Source organism: Halomonas sp. HP20-15 (assembly GCF_033446685.1).
GTDB lineage: Bacteria > Pseudomonadota > Gammaproteobacteria > Pseudomonadales > Halomonadaceae > Modicisalibacter.
In genome coordinates, this window is the sequence record NZ_JAWQLY010000013.1 from 96725 (window position 1) to 109543 (window position 12819).

At 62.6% G+C, this 12819-nt stretch carries 10 protein-coding genes and 4 tRNA genes; all 14 read right to left on the reverse strand.

The annotated features are described in order from the left end of the window. Positions 1-75 precede the first annotated feature (75 nt). The 14 genes from rpoB to R6258_RS16160 all read right to left on the reverse strand — a co-directional run bounded on the left by rpoB (position 76) and on the right by R6258_RS16160 (position 12553). Positions 76-4152, reverse strand: coding sequence for a DNA-directed RNA polymerase subunit beta (rpoB, locus tag R6258_RS16095; RefSeq protein ID WP_318452725.1), 4077 nt, complete (start codon positions 4150-4152; stop codon positions 76-78). 245 nt (positions 4153-4397) lie between these two features. Then, positions 4398-4772 (reverse strand): 50S ribosomal protein L7/L12, encoded by a 375-nt coding sequence (rplL, locus tag R6258_RS16100; RefSeq protein ID WP_318452726.1) that lies wholly within the window; start codon positions 4770-4772, stop codon positions 4398-4400. Between the two features lie 90 nt (positions 4773-4862). Beyond that, positions 4863-5366 carry a 50S ribosomal protein L10 gene (gene rplJ, locus R6258_RS16105; RefSeq protein WP_318452727.1) on the reverse strand — a complete coding sequence of 168 codons (504 nt, stop codon included), beginning with the start codon at positions 5364-5366 and terminating at the stop codon, positions 4863-4865. Positions 5367-5616: 250 nt separating this feature from the next. After that, on the reverse strand, positions 5617-6309 hold the full coding sequence (gene rplA, locus R6258_RS16110) for a 50S ribosomal protein L1 (RefSeq protein WP_031384789.1): 693 nt from the start codon (positions 6307-6309) through the stop codon (positions 5617-5619). A 2-nt stretch (positions 6310-6311) separates the two neighbouring features. Continuing rightward, positions 6312-6743, reverse strand: a complete 432-nt coding sequence (rplK, locus tag R6258_RS16115; protein ID WP_031384790.1) for a 50S ribosomal protein L11 — start codon at positions 6741-6743, stop codon at positions 6312-6314. 88 nt (positions 6744-6831) lie between these two features. Then, entirely contained in the window at positions 6832-7365 is a 534-nt protein-coding gene (gene nusG / locus R6258_RS16120) for a transcription termination/antitermination protein NusG (protein WP_031384791.1), read from the reverse strand. A gap of 8 nt (positions 7366-7373) precedes the next feature. Then, a complete protein-coding gene (gene secE, locus R6258_RS16125; protein WP_318452728.1) occupies positions 7374-7742 on the reverse strand; it encodes a preprotein translocase subunit SecE in 369 nt (122 codons plus the stop codon). A gap of 73 nt (positions 7743-7815) precedes the next feature. Next, a tRNA-Trp gene (locus tag R6258_RS16130) sits at positions 7816-7891 on the reverse strand. Between the two features lie 144 nt (positions 7892-8035). Further along, positions 8036-8110, reverse strand: a tRNA-Thr gene (locus tag R6258_RS16135). Positions 8111-8146: 36 nt separating this feature from the next. Beyond that, a tRNA-Gly gene (locus R6258_RS16140) sits at positions 8147-8220 on the reverse strand. Between the two features lie 48 nt (positions 8221-8268). Next, positions 8269-8352, reverse strand: a tRNA-Tyr gene (locus R6258_RS16145). 127 nt (positions 8353-8479) lie between these two features. After that, positions 8480-9319, reverse strand: coding sequence for a type III pantothenate kinase (locus R6258_RS16150; protein ID WP_318452729.1), 840 nt, complete (start codon positions 9317-9319; stop codon positions 8480-8482). Beyond that, positions 9316-10296 (reverse strand): biotin--[acetyl-CoA-carboxylase] ligase, encoded by a 981-nt coding sequence (locus tag R6258_RS16155; protein ID WP_318452730.1) that lies wholly within the window; start codon positions 10294-10296, stop codon positions 9316-9318. Before R6258_RS16155 ends, R6258_RS16150 begins: the two co-directional genes overlap by 4 nt. 157 nt (positions 10297-10453) lie before the next feature. After that, positions 10454-12553 carry a TonB-dependent receptor gene (locus R6258_RS16160; protein ID WP_318452731.1) on the reverse strand — a complete coding sequence of 700 codons (2100 nt, stop codon included), beginning with the start codon at positions 12551-12553 and terminating at the stop codon, positions 10454-10456. Between the last annotated feature and the right edge of the window lie 266 nt (positions 12554-12819).

A 12819-nucleotide genomic window follows, 5' to 3' on the forward strand; every position in this document is an offset into this window, starting at 1 on the left:
CCGTTGCGGAGTTGTCATGAGCGGGGCCCGAATTCAGCGGGGCCCCGCGGACCGTCATTGTTCAGCGTCGGGCGTTCAGCCTTCCAGCTCGATATCGATACCCAGCGAGCGGATTTCCTTCACCAGCACGTTGAAGGATTCCGGCATGCCCGCCTGCATGGCGTGGTCGCCGTCGACGATGTTCTTGTACATCTTGGTACGCCCTTCGACATCGTCGGACTTGACCGTGAGCATCTCCTGCAGGGTGTAGGCGGCCCCGTAAGCCTCGAGCGCCCACACCTCCATCTCGCCGAAGCGCTGACCGCCGAACTGCGCCTTGCCGCCCAGCGGCTGCTGGGTGACCAGCGAGTAGGAACCGGTGGAACGTGCATGCATCTTGTCATCCACCAGGTGGTTGAGCTTGAGCATGTACATGTAACCCACGGTTACCGGACGGTCGAACTGCTCGCCGGTACGCCCGTCGTAGAGCGTCATCTGGCCCGAATCGGGCAGATCGGCCAGCTTGAGCAGGCCCTTGATCTCCTGCTCCTGGGCGCCGTCGAACACCGGTGAGGCCATCGGCACACCGCCTCGCAGGTTCTTGGCCAGTGCGATCACCTCGTCGTCGGACAGCGAATCGATGTCCTCCTGACGGGTGCCCTGGGTGTTGTAGACCTTGCCCAGGAACTCGCGGATCTCGGCGACCTGCTGCTCGCGGGCGTCGCGCAGCATGGCGTCGATCTTCACCCCGAGCCCACGCGCGGCCATGCCCAGGTGGGTCTCGAGGATCTGCCCGACGTTCATCCGCGAGGGCACGCCCAGCGGGTTGAGCACCACGTCGACCGGTTCGCCCTGGTCGTCGAACGGCATGTCCTCGATCGGCATGATCGCCGAGATGACACCCTTGTTACCGTGACGGCCGGCCATCTTGTCGCCCGGCTGGATGCGCCGCTTGACCGCCAGGTAAACCTTGACGATCTTCAGCACGCCCGGCGCCAGGTCGTCGCCCTGGGTGAGCTTGCGCTTCTTGTCCTCGAAACGCTCGTCCATCTCCTTGCGGCGATTCTCGAGCTGTTCGTCGGCCTGGGCGAGCAGTTCGTTCAAGCTCTCGTCCTGCAGACGCAGCTTGAACCACTGCTGACGCGGCAGTTCGTCGAGGTACTCGTCGGACAGCACGTCGCCCTTCTTGAGCTTGGGCCCGCCGTTGACGGCCTGACCGGAGAGCGCACGCTTCAAGCGCTCGAAGGTCGCCTCCTCGGCGATACGATAGGTCTCCTGCAGGTCCTTGCGCACCTCGTCGAGCTGCATCTGCTCGATCGACAGCGCCCGCGAGTCCTTCTCGACGCCGTCACGGGTGAACACCTGGACGTCGATGACCGTCCCCTTCATGCCGGTCGGTGCACGCAGCGAGGTGTCCTTCACGTCGGAGGCCTTCTCGCCGAAGATCGCACGCAGCAGCTTCTCTTCCGGCGTCAGCTGGGTCTCGCCCTTGGGCGTGACCTTGCCGACCAGGATGTCGCCGGCGCCGACTTCGGCACCGATGTAGACGATCCCCGCCTCGTCGAGCTTGGACAGCGCCGACTCGCCGACGTTGGGAATGTCCGAGGTGATCTCCTCGGCGCCCAGCTTGGTGTCGCGGGACACGCTGGTCAGTTCCTGGATGTGGATGCTGGTGAAACGGTCTTCCTGCACCACCCGCTCGGAGACCAGGATCGAGTCCTCGAAGTTGTAGCCGTTCCAGGGCATGAAGGCCATGCGCATGTTCTGGCCCAGCGCCAGGTCGCCCATGTCGACGGACGGGCCGTCGGCGAGGATGTCGCCACGTGCCACCCGGTCGCCCGGACGCACGATCGGGCGCTGGTTCATGCAGGTGTTCTGGTTGGAACGGATGTACTTGGTCAGGTTGTAGATATCGACGCCGGCTTCGCCGCCGATGATCTCGTCCTCGTTGATCCGCACCACGATCCGCCGGGCGTCGACCGAGTCGATCACCCCGCCGCGCCGCGCCACCGCGCATACGCCGGAGTCGCGAGCCACGAAGCGCTCCATGCCGGTACCGACGAGCGGCTTGTCGGCGCGTAGCGTGGGCACCGCCTGACGCTGCATGTTCGAGCCCATCAGCGCGCGGTTGGCGTCATCGTGCTCGAGGAACGGAATCAGTGCCGCGGCGACCGAGACCACCTGGCGCGGCGAGACGTCCATCAGGGTCACCTTGTCGGGTGCCATGAAGGTGGTTTCGCCGCGGTGACGCACCTGCACCAGGTCGTCGACCAGCTTGTTGCCTTCATCGACGGTGGCCGAGGCCTGGGCGATGATGAAGTCGCCCTCCTCGATCGCCGACAGATGGACCATCTCGTCGGTGACCTGACGATCGACGACCTTGCGGTACGGGGTCTCGAGGAAGCCGTAGCTGTTGGCGCGACTGTAGGTGGCCAGCGAGTTGATCAGGCCGATGTTCGGACCTTCCGGCGTCTCGATCGGGCACAGCCGGCCATAGTGCGTGGCGTGAACGTCGCGCACCTCGAAGCCGGCACGCTCGCGGGTCAGGCCGCCCGGCCCGAGCGCCGAGACACGCCGCTTGTGGGTGACCTCGGAGAGCGGGTTGTTCTGGTCCATGAACTGCGACAGCTGGCTCGAGCCGAAGAACTCCTTGACCGCCGCCGCCACCGGCTTGGCGTTTATCAGGTCCTGCGGCATCAGGCCTTCGCTCTCGGCCATCGACAGACGTTCCTTGACCGCGCGCTCGACGCGCACCAGACCCACGCGGAACTGGTTCTCGGCCATTTCGCCGACACAGCGGATACGCCGGTTGCCTAGGTGGTCGATGTCGTCGACATCGCCGAAACCGTTACGGATGTTGATCAGCTCCTTGAGCACCGTAACGATGTCGTCGTTGTCGAGCACGCCCGGACCGGTGTCCGATTCGCGGCGCAGACGACGGTTGAACTTCATGCGACCGACGCCAGACAGGTCGTAGCGGTCCTCGGTGAAGAACAGATTGTGGAAAAGCGTCTCGGCGGCTTCCTTGGTGGGCGGCTCGCCGGGACGCATCATGCGGTAGATCTCGACCAGCGCCTCGAGCGCGGAACGCGTGGTATCCAGCTTGAGCGTGTCGGAGATGAACGAACCGCAATCCAGGTCGTTGGTGTAGAGCGTCTCGAGCTTGGTGATGCCCGCCTGGGCCAGCTTTTCGAGCAGCTCGGCGGTCAGTTCGCTGTTGCACTCGCAGATCAGCTCGCCGGTGTTGGGATCGACCTGATCCTTGGCCAGCGTCTTGCCGTACAGATACTCCATCGGCACCTCGAGACGCTCGAGGCCCGACTTTTCCAGCTGCCGGATGTGCTTCTGGGTAATGCGCCGGCCTTCCTCGACGATCACGCTGCCATCGCTATCCTTGATATCGAAGGTCGCGGTCTCGCCGCGCAGGCGCGACGGCACCAGCTCCACCGAGAAGCCGGACTTCTCGATGTGGAACGTGCTGGTGTCGAAGAAGATGTCGAGGACCTCTTCGGCGCTCATGCCCAATGCGCGCAGCAACACGGTCGCCGGCAGCTTGCGGCGACGGTCGATACGCACGAAGACGTTGTCCTTGGGATCGAACTCGAAGTCCAGCCAGGAGCCGCGGTAAGGGATGACCCGTGCGGAATACAACAGTTTGCCGGACGAATGGCTCTTGCCCTTGTCGTGATCGAAGAACACGCCCGGGCTGCGGTGCAACTGGGAAACGATGACACGCTCGGTGCCGTTGACCACGAAGGTGCCGTTCTCCGTCATCAGGGGGATCTCCCCCATGTAGACTTCCTGCTCCTTGATATCCTTGATCGCCTTGTTCGACGACTCTTTGTCGTAGATGATCAGTCGAACCTTGACCCGCAGCGGTGCCGAGTAGGTAACGCCACGCAGCTGGCACTCCTTGACGTCGAACGCCGGAGTGCCGAAACGATAGCTGACATATTCGAGCCCGGCGCTACCTGAAAAGCTCTCGATCGGGAACACGGACTTGAAGGCGGCGTGCAAGCCGACCTCGAGGCGCTCCTGGGGCGCCCGGTCCTGCTGGAGGAAGTCGTAATAGGAATCAAGCTGGATGGCCAGCAGGTAAGGCACATCCATCACTTGGGGCAGTTTGCCGAAATCCTTGCGGATGCGTTTTTTCTCAGTGTATGAGTAAGCCATCTGTATTCCCCAGCTTGTTCACCATGGGTGACCGATGCGTGGTCGGCGCCGCCTGCCGGGGCTACCCCGTCAGGCGCTGACGGCAAGCCCCCGGAAGAGGCTCGCCGTCGGAATTCGCTTAGCGACTTATCGGCCGTTTTAGCTACACGATAGGACGCTAGTGACAACAGAAAAAGGCCGGCAGCGGGTGTCCCGCCACCAGCCAGGGAAGCTTACGCAGCGCGTGAAGCCTCGCAGCGCAAGGGTTACTTGAGCTCCACAGACGCGCCCGCTTCTTCCAGCTTCTTCTTGGCTTCTTCGGCATCGTCCTTGGACATTGCTTCCTTGATGGTCGCCGGAGCGCCGTCGACGGCACCCTTGGCTTCCTTCAGGCCAAGACCGGTGATCTCGCGAACCACCTTGATGACGTTGACTTTCTTGTCGCCGGCAGCGGTCAGGACCAGGTCGAACTCGGTCTGCTCTTCGGCGGCAGCGGCTTCACCGCCGGCGCCCGGGCCAGCCACGACGGCAGCTGCGGCGGATACGCCGAACTTCTCTTCCATCGCTTCGATCAGCTCGGCGACTTCCATCACGGACATGTCGGCGACGGCGTTGATGATGTCTTCTTTGGTCAGTGCCATGTTTGCTTTCCTAAACTTTGCGGAGCGCCCCGTAGCGGGTTCGGCGCTCGATAACGGGAACTACGATTCAGGCTGCGGTGAGCAGGCGCCTCAAGCGGCCTGTTCCTGCTTCTGATCGCGCAGCGCAGCGAGGGTACGCACGAGCTTGCCGGCAGAAGCTTCCTTCATGACGGACATCAGCTTGGCGATTGCCTCATCGCGTGTCGGCAGCGTTGCCAGACGGTCGAGATCGGCGGCCGGGATGAACTCACCCTCGTAGGCCAGCGCCTTGACTTCGAAGTCCGACTGATTCTTGGCGAACTCCTTGAACAGACGAGCGGCGGCGCCCGGATGCTCATAGGAGAAGGCCAACATGGTCGGACCGACGAACGTCTCGTTCAGGCACTCCCAGGGAGTACCAGACAGCGCACGGCGTGCCAGCGTGTTGCGGACAACACGGATTTGCACGCCATTCTCGCGAGCCTGCTTGCGCAATACGGTCATTGCGCCAACATCGACGCCGCGAGAGTCGGCGACTACAACGGAGAGAGCGTCCTTCGCTGCCTCACTGACCTCAGCAACTATCGCTTTCTTGCCTTCGAGACCTAGTGGCACAGTGTTCACTCCTTCGTGCCGAGGCGCTTGCGAACAAGACTGCCCCGGTGGTTACCTTCTCGACCCGCCTTCGTCAGGCGGGTCGCGGAATGATGGTGCTCACCAGTGAACTGGCGGGTGCACCATCTGCGCAGGCGACCGTTAAGCCATTAAGTCACCCAGGGATGACGCCTGCGGTCTTTGACGGCGCCCCGCCAGCGCTGCGCTGACAGCGCACGGGGACCGCAAAGTTACTGCCTGGTACGACACGTCAGATATACGCAGAGTGATCGACGGTCAGACCCGGGCCCATGGTCGTGGACAGGGTCATTTTCTTGAAGTAGATACCCTTCGAGGTGCTCGGCTTGAGGCGCTTGAGGTCGTTGACCAGCGCGTCGAGGTTGCCACGGATGGCATCGGCCGAGAAATCCACCTTACCCAGCGTGGAATGGATGATGCCGTTCTTGTCGGTACGGAAACGCACCTGACCCGCCTTGGCATTCTTGACCGCGGTCGCCACGTCGGGCGTCACGGTACCCACCTTGGGGTTGGGCATCAGGCCACGCGGACCGAGGATCTGGCCCAGCTGGCCGACGACGCGCATCGCGTCGGGAGAGGCGATGACCACGTCGAAGTCGAGGTTGCCCTTCTTGACCTGTTCGGCGAGATCGTCCATGCCGACGATATCGGCACCGGCTTCCTTGGCCGCTTCCTCGTTGGCACCCTGGGTAAAGACGGCAACGCGCACGTCCTTGCCGGTACCGTTGGGCATGACGGTCGCGCCACGCACCACCTGATCGGATTTACGCGGATCGACGCCCAGGTTGATGGCGACGTCGAGCGACTCCTTGAAGTTGACCTTGGACAGCTCGGAGAGCAGTGCCACGGCTTCGTCTACCGAGTAGACCTTGGAGGCATCGACTTTCTCGCGGAACAACTGCGCGCGCTTGGACAGTTTAGCCATGATCAGAGACCCTCCACGTTGAGGCCCATGCTACGGGCGCTGCCGGCGATGGTGCGCACGGCGGCGTCGAGATCGCCGGCCGTCATGTCCGGCTCCTTGGTCTTGGCGATCTCTTCGAGCTGTTCGCGGGTCACGGTGCCGACCTTGTTCTTGTTCGGCTCACCCGAGCCGGACTTGATACCAGCCGCTTTCTTGAGCAGCACGGCAGCAGGCGGCGTCTTGGTGACGAACGTGAAACTGCGGTCGGAGTAGACGGTGATCACGACCGGAGTCGGCAGACCCGGCTCGATATCCTGCGTCTCGGCGTTGAAGGCCTTGCAGAATTCCATGATGTTGACGCCGTGCTGGCCCAGCGCGGGGCCCACGGGGGGACTCGGGTTGGCCTTGCCCGCTGCAACCTGCAGCTTGATGTAGGCCTGGACTTTCTTAGCCATGATGAACTCCAGTTGGGTAGTAGCGCCTCGCGGCTCCCCGGGTTAACGAACCGCCTCGGCGGTCCGACGAAAACAGTGGCGAGGGACGTCAGTCCTTCTCGACCTGGGCGAACTCGAGTTCCACCGGCGTCGAGCGACCGAAGATCAGTACGCTGACATGCAGGCGGCTCTTCTCGTAGTTGACCTCTTCGACCACGCCGTTGAAGTCGGCGAACGGGCCGTCGACGACGCGCACCGCCTCGCCCGGCTCGAATAGCGTCTTGGGCCGCGGCTTGTCGGTGCCATCCTGCACGCGGCGCAGGATACCGTCGGCTTCCTTCTGGGTGATCGGCGCCGGCTTTTCCGGCGTGCCGCCAATGAACCCCATCACCCGCGGGGTCTCATTGACCAGGTGCCAGGTCTGGTCGTTCATTTCCATCTCGACCAGCACGTAGCCGGGATAGAACTTGCGCTCGCTCTTGCGCCGCTTGCCGTCACGCATCTCGACGACTTCTTCGGTCGGCACCAGGATCTCGCCGAACTGATCCTCCATGCCATAAAGCTTCACGCGCTCGATGAGCGAGCGCATGACATGCTTCTCGAAACCGGAGTAGGCGTGTACGACGTACCAACGCTTGGACATGGAATCTCCTAACCGATGATGCCGGACATGGCCCAGCCCAACAGGGTGTCAATCAGCCACAGCATCAACCCCACCAGCAGCACGGCAACCAAAACGATGATGGTCGTCTGCACGGTCTCCTGGCGCGTGGGCCAGACGACGCGCTGGATCTCTTTGCGTGAGCTGCGAGCCAGCTCGATAAGATCCCGCCCCTTGGCGGTGGTCAGCGCCACGGCTGCGGCGGCGAGGCCCAGGGCCACTACGCCCAGCACGCGGTACAGCATGGCCTGATCGGCAAAGTAACTGTTGCCAACCACAGCCAGTGCGGCGAGGATGACGGCTACTGTCCACTTGAGACCGTCGTGGCGCGACTCCTGCACCTCGGCGTTTTGCTTCATGACGATGGAACTCCTCAAGGCACAGCAAGCGAAAAGACGGAAGTATATGGAATAACGCCAGCCTGGGGAAGACTGGCAGGCCAGGAGGGAATCGAACCCCCAACCTGCGGTTTTGGAGACCGCTGCTCTGCCAATTGAGCTACTGGCCTGCATTCTGAAAACGTAAGTGCCTATTGCAGGCAGTGACGCTACAGCGGGCAGAATGATACCCAACACACTCTGCCTTGACAACCCTTTCCATCCCTATCCGGGTAGAAAGACAAAAGGCGAGCTCGCGCTCGCCTTTTGCAATGTGGAGCTCATGGACGGATTTGAACCGTCGACCTCACCCTTACCAAGGGTGTGCTCTACCCCTGAGCTACATGAGCCGAACTACCTTTACACAACTGCACCAGCACAATAACTGGAGCGGGCAGCGGGGATCGAACCCGCATCATCAGCTTGGAAGGCTGAGGTTCTACCATTGAACTATGCCCGCCTACCCACTCTGTGCTGCCGGCGCGACACGCTCGTGCCGGCATGAATCTGGTGGAGGGGGAAGGATTCGAACCTTCGAAGCTTTCGCGGCAGATTTACAGTCTGCTCCCTTTGGCCACTCGGGAACCCCTCCAACGTGGCGGCTAATTCTACCGCCTGGAGCAACACTGTCAAGACCTTGCTGTACAAAACTCAGTTTTTACAGCGACTTGAACCATCAGCGAGGCATAAGGCCCGGCCCCAGAACGCCGCGCATTGTGTCAAAGCAGCATCGACAATGCAAGGCTTGCGCGTAGCTTTTCCAGCGCCGCGGGGCTCGGCACCTGCGGCGCGCCGGACAACCGCCCGGCACGCTCGGCGGCGGTCAGGGGGAAGCTCGCCTCGAGCCCGGCATAGACCATGTCGGGCCAGAGTGCGTGGGGCACCCGCAATCCGCGCGAAACGACTCGGGCGTCGCCGCCGGTCACCAGCAGCGGCAGGGCCACGCCCTCGCGGTCGCAAACTTCACTGTAGATGCGATTCACGGCGCTGACGGCGGCCATGAAGATGCCGTGATTGACCGCCGCCGCGGTATTTCTTCCCGGCAGTAGCAGGCTGTCGGCCTCGCTGTCGGGATCGATCGCCACATTGCGCGTGCCGAGCTTGAGGCTGTCCTTCATCAGGCGCAGGCCGGGCACGATATAGCCACCCAGGTGACGCCCGCCGGGCAGCACGAAATCGATGGTGATCGCGCTACCACAGTCGACCGTGCAACATCCTCCGGTCAGGTGATAGCCCGCCAACGCGCCCATCCAGCGATCGACGCCAAGCCGCTCCGGCTCTTCGTAGCCGCAACTGACGCCCAACGCCTCGCTGGTCGAATGAGCCACGTGCACGACACCGACCTGACGCCGCAGCAGAACCACGGTCTCCTCGAGGACGGCACGCCTGGCGACGCTAGAGATCCGTACCGTGCTCACCACGTCAAGATCGGGGATGTCGGCTCCGGGCCGCCACTCCTCGCGGGTCCATACCGCCCCGCGCGAACGGATCTCGCTGCTGGCCACGTCCTTCAAGCGCCACTTGGAAAGCGTGTTGCCGATATCCAGATCCAGGATCATGAGCGGCCCCGCACGCTGATTTCACCACCCGCGAGGCGCTCCTCACGGCCCTCGCGCCGCACACAGAGGTTGCCAGCGCTATCGACTCCCTCGGCAATGGCGGTGTAACGGGCCTGACCGTGAACCACATCGACCGCCCGCCCGGCATGGGCGTGGCGCTGGTTCCATGCCTCCTGCCATGCCGCGAACCCCTCGCGCTCGAAGTCGACCAGCATGCCCAGCAGGCCATCCAGCAACTCGGCGGCCAGGGCATTGCGGGTGATTCCCGGCGCCTGATCGGCGACCGCCGCAATCGGCTGATCGACGCGCTCACGCAGCGCATCCGGCAGAAACACGTTGAGACCGATGCCGATCACCACCTCGCAGGGGCCCTGAGCGTCGCCGCTGACTTCAAGCAGAATCCCCGCCAGCTTGCATAGCGTTCCATCCTGCTCGAGCAGCACATCGTTGGGCCACTTCAGCGCCACCGCCAGGCCGTGGCGCTCGAGCACCCGCGCGAGCACCACACCGACCGCCAGGCTGAGTCCTTCGAGCGCCGCCGCGCCGCCTTCGAATCGCCAGCCGATCGACAGCAGCAGGCTGCGCCCCCACGGGCTGGCCCAGCTGCGCCCGCGCCGGCCGCGGCCGGCACTCTGGTTTTCCGCCAGGCAGACCTCGGCATGGCCGGCGCCATGGGCGAAGCGTTCACGCAGGAACTGGTTGGTCGAGGGCAGCGTCTCCTCGATGAACAGCCGCACCAGATGGCGTCGCGAATCGCGCGGCAGCTCGGCGATGATCGCTTGACCATCGAGCAGTTCGAGTGGCCGTGCCAACCGATAGCCACGCCCCTTGACGGCCTCGAGCGGGATATCCAGCGCCTCCAGCTTCTTGAGCTGTTTCCAGATCGCGGTCCGCGATACGCCGAGCCGTATGCCGAGCTGTTCGCCGGAATGGTAGTCTCCATCGCCCAGCAGCCGGATCAGATCACCGATGGTCATGCGCATCATCCGTCGGGAAAACCGCCATTTTAACGGAAGGCACTCACCCGCGGGAACGGCAACGGCTAAAGTGGCAGTCTCCAGACGCAAAAAGGCGGCATCGGCTAACCCGATACCGCCACAACGATCAAATACTATCCGCTGCCGAGCGAGCTTCTCAATACTCGTGAGACCAGCTCAGGGTGTAGGTGCGCCCGCGTCCCTGGTAATCGTAGAGGTATTCGGGACCGTATCCCGGTGAGTAGAACATCGCGGCACGCTGCCCCCACACCGTCGAGTACTGCTTGTCCAACAGGTTGCTCACGCCCAGGCTGAGGGTGCCGAAGCGGGTGTCTTCGCTCGCCGTCAGGTCCAGCGTGGTGTAGCCGTCGATCCGGCGGTCTTCGGCATCTTCGAGATCCAGGTAATGGTTGGCCTGCAGCCGCGCCGAGGTATCGAGATCGGCCCAGCCGACGAAGGCCGTTGCCGACGACAGCGAGGCGTAGCGTGCATCGCGCTTCTCCCAGTCGCCCTCTGAGTCTTGCTGCTCCGAGCGCACCAGGTGCAGCGTGCCACCGATTTGCCACTGCTGGCCCAGATAGCGTGTGACGGCGGCTTCGATCCCGTAGTCACGTGTCTTCTCGTCGACCACGCTGACGCTCAGATCCTCGGCATTCTCGACCGCTTTGTCGGACCAGGCGTAATAGGCGGAGGCCTGCGTCGACCAATCGCCACCGCGATAACGCCAGCCGAGCTCGACCTGATCGGTCTTGATGCCGCTCAATGGGTTTTCGGAGACGCTGACGTCGGCACTCTTGCCATAGTATTTGGCCGGATCGGGTAACTCGAAACCTTCGCTGTAGTTGGTCCAGACCTGGTGACCATTGTCGAAATCGTAAAGCGCCCCGGCGTTGAACAGGGTTACCTCGTAGTCATTGCTGCCGCCGGGGATACCCTTAAAGTCATCAACTTTCACATCCATATGCTGACGGCGTACGCCACCCGACAACTGTAGCCCCTCCGTCACCTGCCATTCGCTCTGGGCGAATACCGAGACACCGTCGACCTGGTAGCTCGGGTAACGGGGCGCGACCGAACTTTCGACTTGCTCGAGCCCTCCACTCGCGTCCGAGACGGCCTTGGAAAAGGTCATCTGACTGGCATCGAACTTCTCCCTGTCCAGATCGACCCCATAGGTGAGATCGACGCTATCGGTCGGCTTTGCATCGAACAGGGCCTTGATGCCGCTGAGGTCGGTATTCTGTTGCGAGGCACGGAACTCAAACCCATCCGCGACCGGATAAGGAAAGGCCTGGAAGTTGGCTTGCTCTTCGCGATGGAAGGTCTGCAGATAGAAATCCTGGCCCAGCAGGTCGGCATGATGGTAATTGACGTTGATCAGTTTGCGATCGGTCAGCGGCTCACGGTCCGAATCGAAGCCATCGCGGATCTGCGCATCGGCCAGGTCCGGCGAAGCGCTGTCCAGGTTGGGGAAATAAACCCCGCGCTCGCCCTCGTACCCCGACTCGTAGAGCTGCCCCATCACTTCCAGCGTCTGGTCTTCGGTCAACTGGAAGCTGACGTTGCCCATCACGTCGACGCTGCGGTTCTCCTGCAGATCGGTCTGAGCGATATCCGGAAAGATCTCTGCATCGCTACCGTCGTAGAAGCGGCCATTTTCCTGGTAGGCGACACCGAGCCGCCCATGCACCCGTTCACTGCCGCCACTGACTGCCTGGGCCACCTGACGGTCGAAGTCATCGCTGGCGTCGAACCCGCTGGTCATGCCGATGCGAGTCTCGAAAGAGGGCGGCCCCGCCTGCCCCTTCTTGGTGATGATGTTGATCAAACCACCCGTCGCGCCGCCGCCGTAAAGGCTACTCGCCCCCGACAGCACCTCCACCCGCTCGACGTTGAACGGATCGATCGAATCGAACTGCCGCGACAGCCCTCGAGAGCTATTAAGCGATACGCCATCGATCAGCACTTGAACGCTTCGGCCGCGCATGTTCTGACCGTAGTTCGTACGTCCTTGAGGGGCGAAATCCAGGCTCGGCACGAGCCTGCCCAGAGCCGTCTTCAGGTCGGCGCCGCTATTGATTTGCTGACGCAACTCCGCCCCCTCCACCACCCAGACCGTACCGGGAATCTGGCTGATCTGGGTGGGGGTGCGCGAGCCGACGACGACCATGGTGTCCTGCTCTTCGGCAGCCTGCAGCGTCATTGGCATGCAGGCCAGCCCGGCCGTCATGGCGATGGGTAGTTTCTTGGTTCTCATTTATTGTCCTCGAGTCCTATGACTGCTTGATGCCTTGCGAGCAGCACATGGTAAGGAATCGGAAACATTACCTCAATGAGAATTATTATTTTTTAGATTAGCAATAAGAACATCCAATCCGCGCCAAGCCGAGCATGCCAGGGAAAACCTGCAGGAAGTACAGGGCCGCGCTCGGCTTTTCCCAGGCATAAAAAAGCCCCCGGGGTATCCCGGGGGCTTTTCGTGAAGCTGCCTGACGGAAGCCCTAAACGACAACACCCCCGACC

Bases quoted from the DNA above. Each gene is read 5' to 3' on its own strand.
- rpoB (WP_318452725.1), bottom strand. From the start codon at position 4,152: ATGGCTTACTCATACACTGAGAAAAAACGCATCCGCAAGGATTTCGGC.
- rplL (WP_318452726.1), bottom strand. From the start codon at position 4,772: ATGGCACTGACCAAAGAAGACATCATCAACGCCGTCGCCGACATGTCC.
- rplA (WP_031384789.1), bottom strand. From the start codon at position 6,309: ATGGCTAAACTGTCCAAGCGCGCGCAGTTGTTCCGCGAGAAAGTCGAT.
- rplK (WP_031384790.1), bottom strand. From the start codon at position 6,743: ATGGCTAAGAAAGTCCAGGCCTACATCAAGCTGCAGGTTGCAGCGGGC.
- nusG (WP_031384791.1), bottom strand. From the start codon at position 7,365: ATGTCCAAGCGTTGGTACGTCGTACACGCCTACTCCGGTTTCGAGAAG.
- secE (WP_318452728.1), bottom strand. From the start codon at position 7,742: ATGAAGCAAAACGCCGAGGTGCAGGAGTCGCGCCACGACGGTCTCAAG.
- R6258_RS16150 (WP_318452729.1), bottom strand. From the start codon at position 9,319: ATGATCCTGGATCTGGATATCGGCAACACGCTTTCCAAGTGGCGCTTG.
- R6258_RS16155 (WP_318452730.1), bottom strand. From the start codon at position 10,296: ATGACCATCGGTGATCTGATCCGGCTGCTGGGCGATGGAGACTACCAT.
- R6258_RS16160 (WP_318452731.1), bottom strand. From the start codon at position 12,553: ATGAGAACCAAGAAACTACCCATCGCCATGACGGCCGGGCTGGCCTGC.